The organism is Ornithinibacillus halotolerans (assembly GCF_014637405.1).
GTDB lineage: Bacteria > Bacillota > Bacilli > Bacillales > Amphibacillaceae > Ornithinibacillus > Ornithinibacillus halotolerans.
Genome location: NZ_BMEY01000006.1, coordinates 20527 through 41262, shown reverse-complemented (window position 1 = coordinate 41262; position 20736 = coordinate 20527). Strand labels below are relative to the sequence as shown.

19 protein-coding genes and 1 pseudogene are annotated in these 20736 nt (G+C 34.0%); 9 read left to right on the top strand and 11 right to left on the bottom strand.

The annotated features are described in order from the left end of the window. Positions 1-7: 7 nt before the first annotated feature. From IEV35_RS07140 to IEV35_RS07125, 4 genes are all read right to left on the bottom strand, one after another. Positions 8-139: a YuzL family protein gene (locus tag IEV35_RS07140; protein WP_188383974.1), complete on the bottom strand. Its 132-nt coding sequence runs from the start codon at positions 137-139 to the stop codon at positions 8-10. A gap of 79 nt (positions 140-218) precedes the next feature. After that, positions 219-2063 carry an asparagine synthase (glutamine-hydrolyzing) gene (asnB, locus tag IEV35_RS07135; RefSeq protein WP_188383973.1) on the bottom strand — a complete coding sequence of 615 codons (1845 nt, stop codon included), beginning with the start codon at positions 2061-2063 and terminating at the stop codon, positions 219-221. A gap of 329 nt (positions 2064-2392) precedes the next feature. Continuing rightward, positions 2393-3193: a helix-turn-helix domain-containing protein gene (locus IEV35_RS07130; protein ID WP_188383972.1), complete on the bottom strand. Its 801-nt coding sequence runs from the start codon at positions 3191-3193 to the stop codon at positions 2393-2395. Between the two features lie 138 nt (positions 3194-3331). Continuing rightward, complete coding sequence (locus tag IEV35_RS07125) at positions 3332-3829, bottom strand: DinB family protein (protein ID WP_188383971.1); 498 nt, start codon at positions 3827-3829, stop codon at positions 3332-3334. A 307-nt stretch (positions 3830-4136) separates the two neighbouring features. Between IEV35_RS07125 and IEV35_RS07120 the strand changes: the two genes are divergently transcribed. The 3 genes from IEV35_RS07120 (at position 4137) to IEV35_RS07110 (ending at position 5512) form a co-directional block, all read left to right on the top strand. Then, positions 4137-4442, top strand: coding sequence for a phage holin family protein (locus tag IEV35_RS07120; protein ID WP_188383970.1), 306 nt, complete (start codon positions 4137-4139; stop codon positions 4440-4442). Positions 4443-4598: 156 nt separating this feature from the next. Further along, positions 4599-5156, top strand: a complete 558-nt coding sequence (locus IEV35_RS07115; RefSeq protein ID WP_188383969.1) for a YusW family protein — start codon at positions 4599-4601, stop codon at positions 5154-5156. A gap of 200 nt (positions 5157-5356) precedes the next feature. Then, complete coding sequence (locus tag IEV35_RS07110) at positions 5357-5512, top strand: FbpB family small basic protein (RefSeq protein ID WP_229740670.1); 156 nt, start codon at positions 5357-5359, stop codon at positions 5510-5512. 72 nt (positions 5513-5584) lie between these two features. Here the strand turns inward: IEV35_RS07110 and IEV35_RS07105 are convergent, their stop codons facing one another. Beyond that, positions 5585-6730, bottom strand: a complete 1146-nt coding sequence (locus IEV35_RS07105) for an MFS transporter (RefSeq protein WP_188383968.1) — start codon at positions 6728-6730, stop codon at positions 5585-5587. Between the two features lie 211 nt (positions 6731-6941). Here IEV35_RS07105 and IEV35_RS07100 point away from each other — a divergent pair. Beyond that, a pseudogene (locus IEV35_RS07100) lies at positions 6942-7303 on the top strand (VOC family protein). 76 nt (positions 7304-7379) lie between these two features. Here the strand turns inward: IEV35_RS07100 and IEV35_RS07095 are convergent. Further along, entirely contained in the window at positions 7380-8063 is a 684-nt protein-coding gene (locus tag IEV35_RS07095; protein WP_188383967.1) for a phosphatase PAP2 family protein, read from the bottom strand. A 229-nt stretch (positions 8064-8292) separates the two neighbouring features. Here IEV35_RS07095 and IEV35_RS07090 point away from each other — a divergent pair, with 229 nt between their 5' ends. Next, positions 8293-9255, top strand: coding sequence for an ornithine cyclodeaminase family protein (locus IEV35_RS07090; RefSeq protein WP_188383966.1), 963 nt, complete (start codon positions 8293-8295; stop codon positions 9253-9255). Positions 9256-9290: 35 nt separating this feature from the next. On the opposite strand, the gene IEV35_RS07085 is transcribed toward IEV35_RS07090, so the two are convergent. Continuing rightward, positions 9291-10490, bottom strand: coding sequence for a CdaR family transcriptional regulator (locus IEV35_RS07085; RefSeq protein WP_268237916.1), 1200 nt, complete (start codon positions 10488-10490; stop codon positions 9291-9293). Between the two features lie 165 nt (positions 10491-10655). Between IEV35_RS07085 and IEV35_RS07080 the strand changes: the two genes are divergently transcribed. Continuing rightward, complete coding sequence (locus tag IEV35_RS07080; RefSeq protein ID WP_188383964.1) at positions 10656-11822, top strand: NAD(P)/FAD-dependent oxidoreductase; 1167 nt, start codon at positions 10656-10658, stop codon at positions 11820-11822. Positions 11823-11881: 59 nt separating this feature from the next. Here IEV35_RS07080 and IEV35_RS07075 read toward each other — a convergent pair whose 3' ends face one another. The 4 genes from IEV35_RS07075 to IEV35_RS07060 form a co-directional block, all read right to left on the bottom strand. Then, positions 11882-13336 carry a sodium/proline symporter gene (locus tag IEV35_RS07075; protein WP_188383963.1) on the bottom strand — a complete coding sequence of 485 codons (1455 nt, stop codon included), beginning with the start codon at positions 13334-13336 and terminating at the stop codon, positions 11882-11884. A 195-nt stretch (positions 13337-13531) separates the two neighbouring features. Further along, a complete protein-coding gene (locus tag IEV35_RS07070; protein WP_188383962.1) occupies positions 13532-14170 on the bottom strand; it encodes a hypothetical protein in 639 nt (212 codons plus the stop codon). 155 nt (positions 14171-14325) lie between these two features. Continuing rightward, positions 14326-16401, bottom strand: coding sequence for an EAL domain-containing protein (locus IEV35_RS07065; protein WP_188383961.1), 2076 nt, complete (start codon positions 16399-16401; stop codon positions 14326-14328). Positions 16402-16574: 173 nt separating this feature from the next. Continuing rightward, positions 16575-16925 carry a VOC family protein gene (locus tag IEV35_RS07060; protein ID WP_188383960.1) on the bottom strand — a complete coding sequence of 117 codons (351 nt, stop codon included), beginning with the start codon at positions 16923-16925 and terminating at the stop codon, positions 16575-16577. 273 nt (positions 16926-17198) lie between these two features. Here IEV35_RS07060 and IEV35_RS07055 point away from each other — a divergent pair, with 273 nt between their 5' ends. The 3 genes from IEV35_RS07055 (at position 17199) to IEV35_RS07045 (ending at position 20670) form a co-directional block, all read left to right on the top strand. Then, complete coding sequence (locus IEV35_RS07055) at positions 17199-17960, top strand: polyphosphate polymerase domain-containing protein (RefSeq protein ID WP_188383959.1); 762 nt, start codon at positions 17199-17201, stop codon at positions 17958-17960. A 1-nt stretch (position 17961) separates the two neighbouring features. After that, positions 17962-18597, top strand: coding sequence for a DUF4956 domain-containing protein (locus IEV35_RS07050; RefSeq protein ID WP_188383958.1), 636 nt, complete (start codon positions 17962-17964; stop codon positions 18595-18597). A 552-nt stretch (positions 18598-19149) separates the two neighbouring features. Beyond that, a complete protein-coding gene (locus IEV35_RS07045; RefSeq protein WP_188383957.1) occupies positions 19150-20670 on the top strand; it encodes a BCCT family transporter in 1521 nt (506 codons plus the stop codon). Positions 20671-20736 lie beyond the last annotated feature (66 nt).

Below are 20736 nucleotides of genomic sequence, written 5' to 3'. Positions count from 1 at the left end.
TTCTCTATTAATGACGTTTCTTTTTCTTTCGTGAAGAATCTACTTCTTTTCTTCCTGTCTCACGATTTGTTGTTCCTTGACCTTCAACTTCTGGAGAACTCATCCCATTAGTTAATGGGTTTGCTTTTCTTTTTGCCATCTTCTTCACCTCCACGGATTAGTATTCCGCTAGATGAATTTTTTACTAATCACTCTTTAATACACTCCCTGACAAATTCCTAATCCGTTATATTAACATTATACGCTTCTAGCCACATATTGATTTGTACAAAGTGTGCTAATACTTGTGGACCTGTCATTAACTGACCAAACCAAGGAATTGTTGAGCTAGAACTATCCGATTCAATTAACATCCTAAGCTTTTCTTCAGACATTAATTCTAATATTGGGGAATTCTTTTTATTAATAATCGAAGTGAGCATATCTTTTACTAGTTTTGTGTAAGTTGGGTGGTGGTTTTTTGGATATGGATTTTTTTTACGGTATAAAATATCATGGGGAAGGACTCCTTCAAAAGCTTTACGCAAAATACCTTTTTCTCGACCCCCAACCATTTTCATCTCCCAAGGGATATTCCACACGTATTCGACTAATCGATGGTCTGCAAATGGTACTCGAACCTCTAAACTGGCCCGCATACTCATTCGATCTTTTCTCTCAAGCAATGTTGTCATAAACCAAATCATATTGAAGTAAAATAATTCTCTACGTTTCGCCTCGATTGCACTTTCCCCTTCTAATCTTGGAACTTCTTGTTGCGTCTCCAAGTATCGTTCTTTCACATATTCTTCTAATTGTAGTTTCTCCTGCCATTTTGGTAATAACAACGCATCTCTGCCACGTTTCATCCATGGAAATTGATTCCCTTCTAATAATTCCTTCCGATGAAACCAAGGATACCCACCAAAAATCTCATCCGCACATTCTCCTGACAATGCAACCGTAAAATCTTGTTTTATTTTCTCAGAAAACCATAGTAGAGATGAATCAATATCCGCCATGCCAGGTAAATCTCTAGCTAAAACAGCATCCTCAAGCCTAGTTGCAAGTAAATCTTGAGTAATAATTTCACTATGATGAACAGATCCAATATGTTTAACCATCTGTTGAATCCACGGTCGGTCCTCGTCTTGCTGGAATGAACTTGATTGAAAATGCTCACTATTATTCTCATAATCAATGGAATACGTGTGCAGGATTCCCTTCCCATGCTCATTAAAATAATTCGATGCAACAGCACTTATCCCACTAGAATCAAGTCCACCCGATAAAAAGGTACATAGTGGAACATCAGAAACAAGTTGTCTTTCAATTGCATCAGTTACTAGTAACTTTACCTGTGCAATCGTTTCTTCTAAAGAATCCGAATGCACCTTACTTTCCACGTTCCAGTATCTTTTAATTTGCAGTCCATTTCGATCATAAATGAGAAAATGAGCTGGACGTAACTCATTGATTCCCTTATAAACACCATGCCCCGGTGTACGAGAAGGTCCTAAACCAAACACTTCTTGTAACCCTTCTCTAGTAATCTCAGCATTTACTTTAGGATGAGCTAAAATAGCTTTAAGTTCTGAGCCAAATAAAAGATTACTATCATTATCTTTATAAAATAACGGCTTCACACCGAGCCGATCTCGTGCTATGAATAACTTCTCCTCAACCTGGCCCCAAATCGCAAAAGCAAAAATACCATTTAATCGATCCAAACAGCCTTCCTTCCACTCTATATATGAAAGTAATAACACTTCCGTATCGGAATGCCCTTGAAAGGAGTACCCTCGTCTAGCTAATTCCTGCCTTAATTCTTCTGTATTATACAGTTCTCCGTTGTAAACAATCGTATAATTATTTCCGTCCTTTGATTTCCTTGTCATCGGCTGTGCTCCTCCAGAAATATCTACTACAGCAAGCCTTGTATGTCCTAAGCCAATATGATGGTCTGTATAGATATTAGTGGCATCTGGTCCACGTTTTTCTAAAGTTTTTGCCATCTTTCGAATGATGTTTTCCTGATTAGTCATATTCTCTTTCCAATCCATCCAACCTGTAATACCACACATACATATCACTCTTTTCATCCAGTTTCTTTAATTCATAGTAAAAATATAGCATGATACTACATGAAAATATTTAGACTAATCCATACAAAATTTGCATTTTCTGCATAAACGAGGCTAGGACAAAAGCTTTTTCTACATAGTAAAAACCGGACTATACGATTTGGGAGCAACTAACCCGCTCCGGAAATATACTTCGCTTTCCGCGGGCGGCTGGTGAGCCTCCTCGTGCTAACGCACTGTGGGGTCTCACCGAAGCCTTTCCTCCCGCAGGAGTCTACGTATATTTCCGGAGCTAATGTATCGTATTGTTCGGCTTTAAAATTAAAAATTTAGTTTGTCCCAGCCTCACGAAATTCAGATGGACTTTTTCCTGTGTATTGTTTAAATTGTCTACTAAAAAAGTGTAAATTAGTATACCCTAGTGCTTCTGCCACTTCTGTTACTGTCATTCCAGTATAGTTTAATAGGTGTTTTGCCCTTTTAATACGCGCTTCAATTAGATACGAACGTAATGACTCGCCCATGATTTCTTTAAACTTTCTAGAAAAATAACGAGGAGACAGATTAGCTCGGCTTGATAAGCTATCTATCGTATGTCGCTCGCCTGGATGTTGCTGCACATAGTTCGCTACTTCTCTTATTGTAGTTAATAATGTCTTTGAAACGTTTTCTACTTGTCGGTCGACTTGATACTCTTCCCTTAAAAGCTGAATCATTAATTGTTTGATGATCAATTGTGCTTCCAATTCTACTGCAAATGTTTCAACGAAAAACAAACGAATGTACCTTGTTAGGAGTGTTTCAACTGTTAGATGGTCATGCAATATTCGATAGGATGATGGTAGATGATTAGGTTCCTTCTCTAAATTAAAATGGATATAAGTTAAGACTAGTGGATTCTGTTGATTATGTGTAGCAGTTACCCAGTCACCCGGTACAAATAAAAAACAACTACCTCTTTTTAGTTGGAATTCTTTCCCATTCAATACTAATTGGCCTTCCCCTTTCCATACATACACTAAATCATAATTAGGAATCGGCTCGGTTCTTTTCCATTGCCAGTTTGGCTCACAAGTTATTGTCGCAAATACTGGGGTAATGATAATTTGCTCTGGATTAATATGTAGCATGATTCGGTACACCCCTTTTTTTTGCATTTCTTAGAATCTATTTTATTTGCATTATATAGTTTTCATGAGTTGTTTGGAATGCCTATGTATCTATTTATAAAAAAACACACTAGAATTTTTTTCTAGTGTGGAATTCCATTATTTTCCCAATAAATCTTTAATTTGTTCCAAATGCCTCTCTTCATGTAATGGTAAAACTTCAATCCACTGATTCAATGGAAGCAACCCTAAAGCTGGGTGAAATACAGACTTTTCTTCTAATATGGACTGATCCCCCATACTATCCAATGTCCTGTTCAAACTATCTCTAGCATTATTCAACATCTCCACTAGTTCTTGTAGTTCAAACGGACCTCCACCAGGTTCAACAACTTTTGGTGCTGAAAACTTTTTCGTCCGGTCTAACATGATGGATAAATCTTTTTGTTCCGATTTCGTATCTTTCTCTTCTTTAAGCCCATATCGTACTGCTTTAATAGTCGCAAATTCTACTAATGCAATATGATGGCAAACCATTGCAATACTCCATGTATTGGCATTTGGACGTGCATTTAATTCCGCTTCCGTTAACCTTTCAATTAAGGCAATGAGTTCTTTATGGGTCTTATTAAAATTATCTGTAATAAGCTTTTTCATGAATATCCTCCTTAAAAAATACTAGTCTATTACAATATGATTAATTAGTACCTAGTTATTCCTAGGACTCGTCAAATATTTTAATTTCATATATTCTTTTTGCGTCTTCTTCTCAGTCCTATCTCATATTAAGAAATCTTGTCGCTAGTAACCTTATCACTATGAATATGAATAACCCTCTACTGCTATTCCTCAAAAAATGATGGAATTGGCAATTTTCTTCCCAAGAAGTAGCCATTACAGTAACTGACAGAAGCCGGGTGGAATATAGTGTGTTATAGAGTGAATGATAGTTGGTGATCTTTGTATGGATCTTAGTTTTGATATGTATATACGACCAGATGCCTTTATCTTAATTCCAGTTCTGTATTTTATCGGTGTTTTTCTTAGACAAACTCCTCGTATCCCTGAGTGGAGCTATGTATGGATTCAGTTAACTTTCGCTATAGTTGCATGTTCCCTTTATTATGCTTGGGAAATACAATCTGTAGTTCAAGGTATACTAGTTACAGGAGCAGCAGTAATTTCAAGAGATATAATACAGAACACAATTGGTGGGGCAAATTGGTTACAAAAGAGTCCCGAAAAAGATAAAGTGAATAAAGATGAGTAACTAGAAATGGTAGCGATTCTGCAAGATAAATCGTTTACCTTTTTTATTTTGGGGTATATGTACTTTGTATAAATGTTTCACGGGTGGCAAATAATAGTACAAGCGATGGTTAATTTTTATGGTCTATAGACCAACAAAGTAAAAGGGGCGACACACATGAAAATATTAAATTTAGTTCTATACGCTACTGTTATCCTGCTTATTTTATCAGGATGTAATGATGAGGATAAAGTTACAAATCCACCAGATAATGCTCCTGTAGAGGATAACAGTCAAAATAATGTATCAGATGATTCAACATCAGATACAACAAACGATAACAATACTACAAATGATGATAATAATACTACAACAGAAAATGACGCTACAAATGATAGTGTCAACAATCAAGAAGATGAATCAATGTTTAACTTTACAAGTTTTGACCTAGATATTGAGTATAGTAATAACAAAGACTTTGATGTTGATTATGAAAATGAACGAGATGGAATGGAAGCAGAAATTAAAGATAACCTTAACAATGAAAAATTGAGTGGCGATGAAGCATTTGAAAGGTTAAAACCTATTTTTGAGAAGATGACATTTAATAAAGATACCGACAATGCTGAAGTTATTTCAGAAGTATTAAACGCATTTAACTTAAATGATGACTATGTAGAATTTGAATTAGAAGTAAAGTTTCTTGATGGAACTGAAAAAGAATATAACAATTAATCTAAATTAAGGTGTATTGGGATAAACGGAATCCCCAATACGCCTTATTTATGTACTGACATCCTTTTACCAACATTTCACGAATTGTTCAAAAATTACAGACTTTTTACTCATTTATTGATGTATAATTATAATTGAGTGAACTATGTCACACCAATAATTTAGATAAATGGTTTCATTTTTGAGAGGAGGGAATTATTTTGTCTAGATTTACGTCTAACTATGATGAATTAGTTAATCAATATAAAAAAGAACTATTAAGTGACGAACAACTAATGGATAAGTTTGAAGAGCGATTTGAAAGTCGCTTGCTTGCTAAAAGTAAAGAAGCAGTAGAAGAAAAAGACTCTCGCTAAATAATTAAGGGGAACTAATATAAACAAGACAGGACTAATATCGTCCTGTCTTTTAATTTTAAAAATTATCTCCTACTGTATTTTTGGTGTAAAGAACTTTGCTATGACCACTAATATGATCCCAATCGAGATCATTGTAATAGCACTCGATAGAAAAGGTAGACCGAACTTCTCAGCAGTAGCCCCCGAAACAAACGACCCAACTACTGAACCTAAAGAGAAAAAGGCATAAAAAATACCATATGCTTTTCCACGGTCCACTTTCGTAGATGCTTCCGCAACAATTCGGTTCATCGAAGGAAAGACAAGTGCAAATCCAATTCCATATACAACCATTAATAACATACTCAACCAATAAAGAGCTGTCATATTAAGCATAATATGAACAGATCCAATGATCATAATTCCTATAATAACAAGTTTTACAGAGGAAAATTTGTCATATAGCCGATTGAGTGGCGTGCTAAAAACAATAATAGCTACAATTCCATAAATACTTAACATCATCCCCGTCGTTTCGGAATCTAATCCCATCTCTCCCACTTTTAAAGGAAGTGCAAATGCCAATGTCCCATTACTAATCATTAGAGCAAATGCAGCAAGTGACGCCTGAAGAACTAACGGATGTTTTAATAATGGGATAAACTCTTTTGGAGTGAATTTTCCCTTTTCCGTAGGTACATAAGATTCATCAATAAATTTATAGATCAAAAATGTACAAATAAAAAATAAAATAGATACAAAGATAAATACATATTCTACTTGAGACCTAGCTGCCATTGCCCCTCCAATAGCTGGCCCAGTAATAGCAGCAATCCCAATACTTGCTCCCGTAAGTGCCATCGATTTCCCACGTGTTTTTGATTTAGAACGGTCGCCAACATAGGCGAATGCTGCTGGAATTAACAATCCTCCTGCTAACCCATGGACAAAACGTATAAAGAATAACTGCCAACCAGTTTGTGCTAAAGGATAAAATAATAATATTACCGCTACTAAAAGCATTCCAAGAAACAACATGCTTTTCCTACCATACCGGTCAATCCAATGCCCACCAAATATATTACCCACCATATTGGAAAGGGAATATATCGCAACAATTACACCCGTTAAAATATGAGATGCTCCAAGATCCATTGCATATGGAGTAATTATCGGTAATTGGATAAACGTATCTAGGAACGAAACAATAATTAAAAAGAAAAGAATTCTACTCATGCTACATCCTCTCTCTTTCCATCAGTTCTTGCAATGCTTCAAAACCAATTGAGTACTACGCTGTTATTACTTTTATATGAATAATCAAACTAATCATACCATTTATTACTTCATATTGAAATTTTTCTATATTTCTCCAACATGATTAAAGGGTATTGATGAACCAATGAAGAACTAATTAAATGTTACGTAATTATTAGGGGGAATAAACATGATTACAAATATTGCTACTGTTGGAGTTTATGTGGAAGATCAAGCGCGGGCAAAACAATTTTGGTTAGAGAAAGTTGGATTTGAAGTAGTTTTAGAACATAGGATGGGACCTGATGCCACTTGGTTAGAAGTTGCACCACCTAATGCACAAAGTCGACTCGTCATTTATCCTAAATCTATGAGAGGTGGATATGATATGCCTCAAATTTCTATCGTCTTTGAATGTGACAATATCGAAGAAACTTATGAAACACTGAAAGCAAATGGAGTTGAATTTACACAAGAACTAAAAAAGCTCCTTGGGGTACGAGCGCTATCTTTTCTGATTTAGATGGAAATAATTTCTTAATTAAAGGATAATTTAATCATTTTATTGCTTCATTTTTATGCCTACGGTAACTTTCTATTATCGTAGGCATTTTTCATGTACACTTGCTCAATTTGCTATTTCCTTTTTCTCTCTATGATTTGATTTTAAGCTAGATCTAACCCTTCTATCTTCCCATAGGGAATACATCCAAAAAGAAAAAAATAGGATTGAAACACCAATGATAAAACCTCCTATACTATCACTTAAAAAATGCTCATGTAGAAATACCTGGCCTATACCGCACATCGCTATTGCAAAGACTAATAGAAAATAAATTAAAGGCTTTAACTTGTTTGGATTTCCAGTATGATGAAATAACCAGATTATGAAGCCAAGTAATAACAAGCTTTTCACTGCATGACCACTAGGAAAACTATAGGAAATAATCTCTTGGCCAAATCCCCAAAAATCAATATATTTAATTCCACCAGGACGATCCCTTTGAAACAAAACTTTTAAACAAAATGTTAGAACGACACCAATCCCCATTAGAAATAAAAACAAGAAACTTTCCTTCCATTTTCTTTGCCAAATAAGAAATATAATAATTACCAAAGAGAGTATTGCTAATACTTCTGTTTCACCTACTAAGGTAAAGATACGCCACATAGTATCTGTAGTTGAATTAGACATAGATTTTGTCCACTCATAGATAAATGAGTCCATCGTATGAAAGTAACCAAACTGAACAAAAATTACTAGCATAATAGATAAAGAGAAAGAAGTAATACAAAGTTGTTTATAATTCATCTCATTCCCCCTCACTATTCTATGTATATGTTTTATAAGATTTATTTCTTATATGTTATTACTCCATTTAGAACAAAATGGTTTCATAATATATTTAATTTCTATATTTGGCACATATCTACATATACAGAAATGATTTATCTTTTATCATGTACCATGAGCCCCTTTCTTATGTTACCATATAATTAATATTCCAAATATTCAACTAAATATACATGGGGGGGATAATATGCTTTTTATAAATGAAAAGAGTATTAAACAAGCAGTAACAATGAAAGAAGTAATTGACGGGATAGACAGGGCTTATGAAATATATGAATCCAATCAATTTCAAATGCCGCTTCGTTCCCAAGTACAAGATGGTAATAATACACTCGTATTAATGCCGAGTATTACCAATCATGCAATCGGTACAAAGTTAGTTACTATATTCCCTAATAATCAGGAAAAAACAATTCATGGACTAGTAATTTTAAATAATAAAGATACAGGAGAAATAGAAGGAATTCTTGATGGATCCTTTATAACTGGTTTTCGAACAGGAGCTATTGGTGGTTCTGCTATTAGACATCTTGCAAAAAAGAATGCCTCTAAAATTGCGATTATAGGTACTGGAGTTCAAGGACTTTATCAAGCGGTGGCTGCTTGTTCTGAACGACCAATCAAAGAAATATATCTCTATAATCGTACGGCGGAAAAGATTCCAGCCTTTAAAGAAAGTTTAAAGGAATGGATTGGTGATGATATTGAACTAATTGAAGCAAAAACAATTGAACAAGCTATCGAACCCGTTGAAATAATTATTACCGCAACTACCTCTAGATCACCAGTACTTCCAGAAAACAAAGAGTTACTTCGAGGTAAACTCGTCATTGGAATCGGTTCTTTTCAACCTGATATGCGAGAATTCCCAGAAACCCTTTATCAGCTAACCAATCATATTTTAGTAGATACAATGGACGCATTGGATGAAGCTGGTGACCTAATACAACCACTTGAAAAGAATTGGATTACTAATGATTCGATTATTCCAATGTCTAGTTATCTTGCTAATCCACACACAGTAGCATTAGACGAAAATGAAACGATTGTTTTTAAATCAGTCGGAATGGCCCTGTTTGATGTAGTCGTGGGGAATATCATTTACAAAAAAGCGTTAGAAAAAGACATTGGAATGGAGTTACACCTATAAAAGTAAAGCCCCTTTTCTAAAAAGGGGCTTTACTATTACATTTCAACCACTAATTCCTTATAATTTCTTAAAAGCCACAAATATAATAACGTACAATCATCGAATTTCTTTGAGTCTAATCCAGTCATTGATTCGATTTTCTGCAAACGATAGATTAACGTATTGCGATGAACAAATAACTCTTTAGCTGCTTGGCTAATATTCAGGTTCGTTTTACAATAAACGATAAAGGTTTTTGCCATTTCTATAAATTTATCATCAGATGCAAATGATTTTAATTTCCAGTTTATTTTTTCAATAAAACTGGAAGATATTTGTTCTGGTAGCAAGGAAATCAACATCTTCCAATGATGATAACTATATACTCTCGGCATAATGCATAGCTTTTTACCATAATCAATTAATCGTTCTGCTTCCATGTAGGAGGTATGAATATCTTGTAAACTACTACTAAGGTTCCCGGCTGCTACCGTAATATCAGTGATATTATAAATTTGATATAGTTCTTGTAGTTTTATACTTTGGCTATAAAACTGTTGTATAGCTACTTCATACTCTTTTTCACTTTCTACTGTTTTCAATAAAACAATTTTTCCCGTATTTAAAAACGTACAGATAGAATGAGAATCACATTGATAACTACTACGTGTTAATTCGATTAACTTCTCTTGTAAATCATCTAAATGCAATTGCATGGTAAGATCGTCAAGCTCCATTAACGGATCACCAATATCAATCACAATACAAAAACGGTTTGCATCAAAGGATATATCCATCATTTCGCAGTATTGCTTTACCCTTTGGTTGTTGATAGCTTCATTTAATAAAATGTATTGTGCAAAGGTTTCTAGATTTTTGTTTTTTAAGCTTTCAAGCTGCCGATATATAGTTTCCTGCCACATCATTTCGATATACTGTTTCACCAAATAAACATATGGCTTTACTTCCTTAGGAGGACCAATGATACCTACTACACCAATCATTTTCCCTTCAAAAGCTAATGGTGCTGCTGCTCCAGGAAGAACATTATCCATATTCTTTACTTTATCTTCTTCAAATAGGACAACACGTCCCTCTCTTATTACCTCTTTCGAAGGAGCATGCATCGTCCCTAATCTCTCCGGAATTGATGAACCGATAATTCTTCCATCATTATCACTTAAACTAATCGGAAACGGTAAAATATTAGTAATGTTTTTTACTACTTTTTGTGCAAATTGTACTAATTGCTCGATAGGGAACCCTCCTTATTTAGTAGTCTTTAGCTATAATTCTAGCATTCAACTTGTTTTTTGAAAATAAAAAATAAATAATCTTTTGTGTAATTTGACTATAGATTTATTCTTTAGCATTCGATATAACAAGAATACTAGTTATAAAGTTTAGAAAGGGTGAAGCGAGTGGATAAAAAAACAGATGTGATAATTGTTGGTGGCGGTGTTATTGGTTCAAGCATTGCATTTAATTTACTCAATGACGGATTTAGTGGGGACATTACTATTTTTGAAAAAGATAGAACATATGAATTTGCATCGACTCCAAGAAGTGCTGGAGGAATTAGGCAATTATTTACATCTAGCATCAATATACAAATTTCCAAGTATAGTTTACAAAAATATCGAACATTTCCCGATGACATGGCTATTGGAGATGAAAAAGCAGAAATTGATTTAAAACATCGAGGATATTTATTTTTAGGGGACAAAACAAACTTGGATTATTTAAGAAAACAACATTTACTTCAGGTGAATCATGGAGTCCCTTCAGAGCTTCTCTCTAAAAGTGAATTACATTCCATTATCCCTGAATTGCAAAACGATGATTTAGAAGTTGGGCTATACTGCGCAGAAGATGGATATTTAGATCCCTATTCTGTCATGCAAGGTTATATAAAAAAAGCGAAACAACTCGGAGCTAACTATGTATACGAAGAAGTGGACTATATTTGTAAAGAGAAAGGAAAAGTATCAGGGGTTAAATTAAAAAATGGAGAAATGTATCAAGCACCAATCGTTATTAACTGTGCAGGTCCTTGGGCAGCCGCATTAAGTGAATCTATTGGTCTAGCAATCCCTGTCGTTCCACTAAAACGACAAATTATTCAATTTGATATTGAAAAACCACTAGAAAATCCTTTGCCTCTCACAGTAGATACAACAGGTGTATACTTCAGACACGAAGGAAGTTCCATTATTAGTGGTTATTCTGAAAAAGTAAAACCTGGTATTGACTTTAAATGGAGACGAGATTTCTTCTATGAAACACTTTGGCCTATCCTAGCTAACCGTGTTCCTAATTTCGAAAAAGCGAAAATTTTAAGTGGTTGGGCAGGTATTTATAGTATGAATACGATTGATCAAAATGCAATTATTGGAGAGCATCCACAATTAAATGGATATTATATGGCTTGTGGTTTTAGCGGGCATGGTATGCAACAAGCACCAGCAGTTGGAAAAGGACTATCCGAATTAATTAGAACTGGTACTTATGAGACTTTAGATTTGAAACCGCTTTCTTTCGAGCGTTTCTCTACTAATCAATTAACGACAGAAGGAGCAATTGTTTAATTATTGTTCCAAAATAAAGAAGCATTAGCAGTTAAACTAACTACTAATGCTTCTTTTAATTAGATAACTTTTTCAACTGTTGCACTGTCTGCATCTTTATCAGGGAATAAAAGACTAAAGACTACTCCGAAAATCAATGCTATAAAGAAAGTCGTAAATAGTGATGTAATCATTTCTTCTAGTGGTGTACTAATCCACAAGATTGTACCGAATAATCCTGATAGAATGGTAGCAATAACCCCTGTACTAGAATACTTTTTCCAGAAGAAGGTCATTAGTATAGCTGGGGACAACGTACATCCAACTCCAGCCCACGCCCAACTAACGATTAAGTATAATAAAGATTCTGAAACAAGAGCAATTGTCATCCCTATTAATCCAAAGATTAATACAGATAAACGAGAAACCATTACTAATTGCTTTTCAGTCATTTTTATCCCTAAAGCCTTATGAATAATGTCTTCACTAACTGCTCCAGTAACAACTAGTAACTGAGAATTTGCTGTAGAAATAATTGCTGCAAGTACACCTGCAAGAAGTATTCCTGCAGCCCATGGAGGCATAAACTCTAAAATCATTGTTGGTAAAATAGTTTCTACATCACTAAATGAACCTTGTTCATATATAGCAATAGCACAAATCCCAATTAAGAAAGCTCCACCATAAGCTAAAAATGTCCATATTATAGCAACAGCACTACCTTGTTTTGCTTCTTTTTCATTCTTTAACGCCATAAAACGAGAACTTAATTGTGGTTGCCCACCTAAAAATCCAAAGAACCAGGAAAAGTTATTAAAAAATAATACACCTAATGAAAATCCAGTTAATCCACCAAACCATGAATTAAAATCAGCACCAGCAGTATTTAAAGATTGGGTAATAGAAATGTCATTTGAACCAATATAGATTAGGGCAATAATTGGGAGACCAACTAATGTGATGAGCATCATTATACTTTGGATTACATCGGTCCATACAACAGAAATAAATCCACCAGTAAATGCAATGAGGACAATAACGATCATTGACAAAATAACACCAACATAAGTAGGCATTTCAAAAGTAGTTAATAACATCTTACCTGCACCAGCCATCTGTGCACCTACATAGAACATTAAAAAACCACCAATTAAAATGCCACAAAGCCATCGAATTAATTTAGCTTTTTCCCCAAAACGATTAGCTAAGAAGTCGGTAAGTGTAAGTGCATTCTGTTTATCCGTTTCTTGCATGAATCGCTTTGCTAAAAATAGCCAAGCAAAGATGATCCCAGATGCAATACCGATAGCTACCCATATTCCAGATAAACCAGCAGTAAAGACAAAGCCAGTATACCCTAATAATAGCCAGGCAGATTCACCCGTTGCTCGTTCTGAAAAAGCTAATGTCCATCCAGGTAACTTTTTTCCTCCAAGTAAAAAATCTGATTGTGTTTTACTCTTCTTACTAAACATTGCTCCAATTACAACGATAACGATACAATAGATGATAAACGTTATGAGTATTGTATTCATACCATTTCCCCTTTCATTATAATATTTTCTAAATATTATAATAATTATGAACGTGCTTTTTCACTTTATCTATAGTTAAAGTGCACAAAATTGAAAGGGCTTACATAAATTCGATAGGAATTACATAACCTTTTTCAACTCCTAAATCTTGTAATACTATAAATAATAAGAGTTGTACAAAGTGCATAGTAGAATCTATTTTGTTGAAGGAAAAATCGTATATGACCAAGAATAAATAAAATCAACAACAAATACAATTCCCCATACCATAGAAACACCATATAGCATTTCACTTGGATATGGCGAAATTGCATAATTATCTGCACTAATCCAAGATAAGTCCGTTAGATATGCTTTCACTTCTTCCAAACTATTTACTCCATAGCTCCAAAATATAATTTGTGCTAGAACAAATACGAGTAAATGCACTAAGGAACTATATCGATATTTTCGAGCAATATATTTAGGATCTTTTTGTTTTTTCATAATCCTCTTATCGTTCTCAGTCAGTAAATCAATCCCTCTCCATTTGCCTATCTTCAATCGCATCCACCGGTCAAGTTTTCTAAAATCGCTTATTCCAAAAGTACATGCATAAAATATGAAAATAATTATTACAATTTGAAATGTTGATATTTCCCCTGTCTCCTGATAAAGAATTACTGCTAAAACAGCTTCTAAAATAAGTAAGAGAAAAAATACAAGTAAGAAAAATCGGCTCATTTTTGGTTTACTAAATAAATATCGGACAATCCCAAATAATATAAGTGATATAAAAGATATAACTTCTATACCGATAAAAATCTCCCACTGGTACTCTAAAATTAATTTCATAAGTTAGTCCACCTTTATTTAATCTAGTCATCTCCAATAGTATATAAATACCTTGCATTCATATCAATACTATTATTTTAAAAATATTTCTATTCGAAAATTTCATTCAAAAGTAAAGAGACAGGTTATACCCGCCTCCAAATGTAAAATTATATTTAATGAAATAGCGCTTTAATTTCTTCACTACTAACCGGACGACTAAAATAATATCCTTGTCCAATTTGACATTGAAATCTTCGAAGAAACTGTAATTGCTCCTTTGTCTCAATTCCTTCAGCAATGACGCTAACATGTAAATGGTTAGCCATATCAAGAATGGTCTTAACCATCATGCCATTATCCGCTTTAATTCCATCTATAAAGGAACGATCTATTTTGAGATTATCCATTGGCAACCGTCCTAGATAGGATAAAGAAGAATACCCTGTTCCGAAGTCATCAATTGACAGCTTCACCCCAATATTCTTTAACCTGTTTAAAATGTTAATTGCATATTCTGGGTCTTGCATAAAACTCTCAGTAATCTCTAGATCAACAAATTGAGCATCCAAACCTGTATTATGTAATGTCTCTTCAACTAATGTAATGATTTCTTCACCTAGTAAGAAAGGGGAAATATTTATTCCAATTTGTATTGGAGGTAACCCTTGTTGTTGCCATTCCACTGCTTGTCTACAAGCTTCCGCTAATACCCACTCAGTTAGTTGGGAAATTACTCCTATTTCTTCTGCTAATGGAATAAAATCAGCAGGAGATATTATTCCGAGTGATTGATGTTCCCACCGTATTAGAGCTTCTACACCAACGATTCTATTTGTTTTCAAATCATATTGTGGTTGATAAAGTAGATGGAAATTGTTTTCCCTGATTGCTATTCTTAATTCTTTTTCTAATAATGCTCGTTTTTTAATTTCTTCATATTTCTCAGATGAATAATATTGCGCACCTTTAATATGATTATTTTTAGCTACATACATCGCACTGTCAGCCTTCCGAACAAGTGTGTCCAAATCATTTCCATCTTTCGGATACAGACTAATTCCAATACTAGCTGTCAAATAAACTTTCTCCCCTTTAGCTAAAAAGGGATTCGCTAATAACCGATTAATCATATTAGTAAGATCCTCAATTTCATCAATTGTGCAATTCTTCATCACAAAGATGAATTCATCCCCGCCAAAACGATATAGCTCCACTTCATCAGGCAAATAGTTTAGAAATCTTTTTGCTACACTCTTTATAATCATATCCCCAACTGTATGTCCTAGCGTATCATTAATTGTTTTAAATCGATTTATATCCATAAATAACACAGCCATCCGATGGTTCTCAGAATGCTTTTCCAGCCAATTATTTATTTCCTCATTTAAATACCAACGATTCCGTAGTCCTGTTAGTTGATCATGGTATGAATGGTAGCGGATTTTTTCTTCTATTCTTTTTTGTTCTGTTATATCATGACGAATGGATATATATTGATATGGTTCTCCATTATCATCAAGAAAAGGAACAATCGTTGAACTAACCCAATAATATTTTCCATCCTTCGTTTTATTCTTTATATTCCCTCTCCATACTTGTCCACTTTGGATTGTTTTCCACATATCCCGGAAGAACGTTTTCGGATGAAAACCAGAATTAATTACACGATGGGTTTTACCAATTAATTCTTCCTTACTATATTTAGACACTTCGCAAAACATGTCATTTACATATGTAATCATGCCACTTTTTTCTGTTATAGCTACAATTGCCGACTCATTAATAGCAAACTTTAACTGTTCAAGTTCCTTATTGTTTTGTATCATTTGTAACTCATTCGTCTTATTTACTGTAATGTCTTTTCCTAATACAACTAATTCTTTTCGAGTGCCATCTTCATTGAAAAATGGAATCTTAATTACTTCAAAAACGTATAATTTTCCATCATTATCGATTAGTTGTTCTTCAAATTTAGTGATTTCACCAATTGCCCAAGTTCTCTCATCTAACTCGCGACTATTTTCGAAAAACCAGCTAAGTTCTGGATAAAGTTGTTCTAGTTCTTCATCTTTTTTTCCTTGAACCTCAATATTGTATAATTCGTTAAGCGTGATATCATGGCCAGATAAAAGATTTACCTGAATCCATTTCCCTTCACCATCTTTCACACAAATGAAATCAACTAATTTTTCTAAAATGTTAATAATGGAGTATTGCTCTGTTTTTAATAACTCTATTAGTTCAAACATATGTAGTACCCTTTCTGTTACACTCTCTTGATGTTACTTATCTTACCCCTTATGACGATATAAGATAATTTGGTAACTTAAATTATACACTACTAAATAGCTCTACTAAGTTATTAAAATTAACAAAACCTAGACACATCTTTATTACTTGTGTCTAGGTTTTGTTATATATTTTACTTCTCCCAAAGTTCTATCCAGCGGCCTTCTGGATCTTCAATGGTTACAAATGTTCCATATTCACTTTTTTCAATATCTTTCACAAGGGGAATCCCTAATTGCTCCAATCGCTCTAAGCAATTTTCGATATTTGCTACTTGAAAATTAATCATGACATCATACTTTTCAGGAAAATAATCACTTTCTTTCTTAAAAAACGAAAACACCGTTTCATTTTCAGGCTGAGGTTGAATTATTGTCCCGCCCCAGTCTTCTAAAGTTATCCCCAACACTTCTTTATACCAATCTTTAACTTCTTCTATCTTTTCACTTCTTAAAAACACGCCACCAATTCCAATTATATTCATTATATCACTCCAATAAATCTATTTTATCAATAGAATAGACTAATTTTTCTAACAATACTATAAATATTTCCAGATAAATTTTAAGAACTTTTTTTAAAATCATTTAAATCATTTGTAAGTTACCTACTGTACAGAGCTAACTAAACTTTTTTAAATTCTCATTCAATTCTAATCCATTTCTAATGTTGCTCTCCATGTATTTTAAGATTGTAAATTTAATATTAAAACAATGTTAAGCACCTTATATAAATACAATGAGTTAGGATGTGGAAAATGGTCTTAGAGATTTTTAGGAGAAGAGAACAAAAATATTTAATTACCAAGAATCAGTATGAATTACTCGTAGATCGAATGTCGCCATATATGCGTTATGACAAATTTGGTAATCAAGGAAAGTATACGGTAACAAGTCTATACTTTGAAAACAGGCAGCATACTATTTATTTCGAAACGAAAAACAAGCTTAAGTTCAGGCAGAAATTGAGACTTCGTATTTATGATGATACCGATATTAATGGGCTTGCTTTTTTTGAAGTAAAACAAAAGCATAAAAACGTAGTTAATAAAAGAAGAACAGCAATTCCCTTAATTGATGCATATCGGTACATTAATAAACCTACCGAAAACTTAGAAAAGGAATATGAGGCATCAAATTACCAAATCTTGAAAGAGATTGATCACTTCCGTAAGTTTTATCAATTGGAACCTGAAATGGTCGTTAGCTACGACCGTCACGCTTTTCATTGTATTACGGATCCAGATTTACGGGTTACCTTTGACTTGAATCTACGATGTAGAAATGAAGATTTGAATATTGAGTATGGACCTTATGGGGAGAATTTCATTGACCCTAATCTAGTAGTTCTTGAAGTAAAAGTTTCGGATAGTGTCCCCCTTTGGTTAGCAAGGATACTACAAGAATTACAATGCGAACAGCGCAGTGCCTCAAAATTTTGCACAAGTTTAGAACTTTTAAAAGGTTGTGCTTTACCAGGAAATTTACAACAAGAAAAAGTATTGATAGGAGCGAGATAAAATGGATTTAACAACAACAATAGTTGGGATGTCAGTTGCAGCAGTATTAAGTATTATTATAACAACGGTGTACCAAATCACCTTTAAAGGGGAACGTTACTCACAGTCTTTTGTACATACGATAATAATTATGAGTATTATCGTATCTGCTGTGATGAATGTAATTAGTGATAATGCTGGTGTTGCCTTTGGGTTATTTGCTATCTTCTCATTAATTCGATTCCGAAGTGCTGTTACAGATGCAAAAGATATATCCTTCATGTTCTTTGGCTTAATTGTTGGAATGGCAGCCGGACTTAATCAAATAACAATTGCCGTATTACTTACTATTTTTGCTTCCATCGTCATTTATTTATTAGATAAGTTTAATTATGCAAAGGGAAAAGATACGCAAATTCTCAAAATTACTGTACCTGAGAATCTTAATCACGAAGATTTATTTGAAGATATTTTAGATAAATATACAGACAGTCATGTCTTAAGAAGCGTGGAAACAACCAATCTTGGAACAATGATTCTTTATACATTTGCAATCCGTAGTAAAATAAATACTAAAGATCAAGATTTACTTAATGTAATTAGAGAACGTAATGCAAACTTAAAAGTATCCTTATCATACCTAGAGAAATTAGAATAAGTGTGTAGGTAGAACGAGGTTGGAACAAAACTAAACTACTAAATTTAAAGCCGAACAATACGATACATTAGCTCCGGAAATATACGTAGACTCCTTGAAAAAAGAAAACCACTTTTTTCTGCGTGCGATGTTTCGCTACCGTAGCATTCCTTGTCCTGCGGGAAGTAAGGCATCGGTGAGACCCCACAGATGCACCTCTAGTCTGCAAGTATCGCTACGAAGCAGGCTTCCTCGGTGCAAGGCAGCAAGGAAGCCTATTCAAGTAGTAGCCTGGCTCAACAGCCGCCCGCGGCGAGGTAGACACCGCGATGGTTCTTCCGAGCGGATGTCGCCCCGGTACTGGAAGTGAAAGCGAAGTATATTTCCGGAGCGGGTTAGTTACACCCAAATCGTAGTTCGGTTTTACTATGTAGGGAATTTTGTCCCAGTCCTCTTTTTCTTAAACATATATAATTAGTGTAGATTAGGAAGAAGAATAAATTTGATTTACTAGTGAAAAGCTAAAAAAGAATTCTTAATGACTTTATTTTAAGTTAGGAGTACTTAGCATACATGAAAAAGTCACTTATTGTTTTTTACATTTCACTAGCAATCCTATTAAGCTTAGTTCTCATGGGGGTATTCATACCTGAATCATTAGAACAAACTACGAATAGTACACAAAGTTTTATTACAAATACGTTTGGCTGGTATTATCTAGGAATTGTTTCTTTTTTTGTATTCGTACTACTCTATTTATTAATTAGCCCAGTTGGAAAAATTAAACTTGGGAAACATGATGACAAACCTGAGTTTTCAAAACCAACTTGGTTAGCGATGTTATTTAGTGCGGGTATCGGAATTGGTTTAGTGTTCTATGGAACATTTGAGCCGATTAGTCACTATGCGATAAGTTCTCCAACAGGGGAATTAGGTACAGACCAAGGTATAAAAGATGCCATGAGATATACTTATTTACATTATGGAATCCATGCCTGGGCCATATATGGATGTATTGCTTTAACACTTGCCTATTTTACGTTTAGAAAAGGAGAATTAAGCTTAATTAGTAAAACTTTACGTCCGATAATAGGGAAACACGCGGATGGGACAGTTGGTAAAATTATTGATGTAATTGCTGTCATTTCAACCGTTATGGGAGTGGCAACTTCTCTTGGTTTTGGAGCTATGCAAGTAAATGGAGGTTTATCCTATTTATTTGAAGTTCCAAGTAATATACTTTCTCAGACAATTATAATAGTAGTGGTAACCATATTGTTTTTAATTTCAGCATTAACTGGCCTAGGAAAGGGAATTAAAATTTTAAGTAATTTAAATATGGGGCTCTCCGCTTTACTTTTCTTAAGTGTATTTGTATTTGGTTCTACCTTATTCGTCTTAAATCTATTCATGGATACTCTCGGTTCTTATCTACATAACTTTATAAATATGAGCTTTCGAACTGCTCCTGTCGATGAAGAAAGCCGGAGTTGGATCAATAGCTGGACCATTTTTTATTGGTCATGGTGGATTGCATGGTCTCCATTTGTAGGGGTATTTATTGCAAGAGTATCCAAAGGAAGAACTATTCGTGAGTTTATCATTTATGTATTACTTACACCGTCACTAATAAGTTTCTTATGGTTTACAACATTCGGTGGTACAGCTATTTCTACTGAAAGAGCAGGCTTTTCCATTTCTACCTTGTTACCCGAAGAATCGCTTTTCGGTATGTTAGAAACATTCCCATTCAGTTTAGTATTTTCAATCTTGGCGATTCTGCTTATCATTACATTTTTCATTACATCCGCAGACTCAGGAACATTTGTATTAGGAATGATGACAACAAATGGTTCTCAAAATCCAAGCAATAAAATGAAGGTAACTTGGGGAATACTACTATCGATTACTGCAATTGCCTTACTGTATTCCGGAGGTTTACTAGCTTTACAAAATACGATGATAATTGCAGCACTTCCATTTTCAATAATTTTGGGTATTATGGTCTTTAGTTTAATAAAATCTTTGAGACAAGAAAGAAAAGATCTCATGTTAAATCAATTAGGTTACACACCAAACAAAGAAAAGAAATAGGAAAACTACACCTACAATCCTTTTGTTAAAAAGACATTGTAGGTTTTTTTTCGTGTGATATTAAAA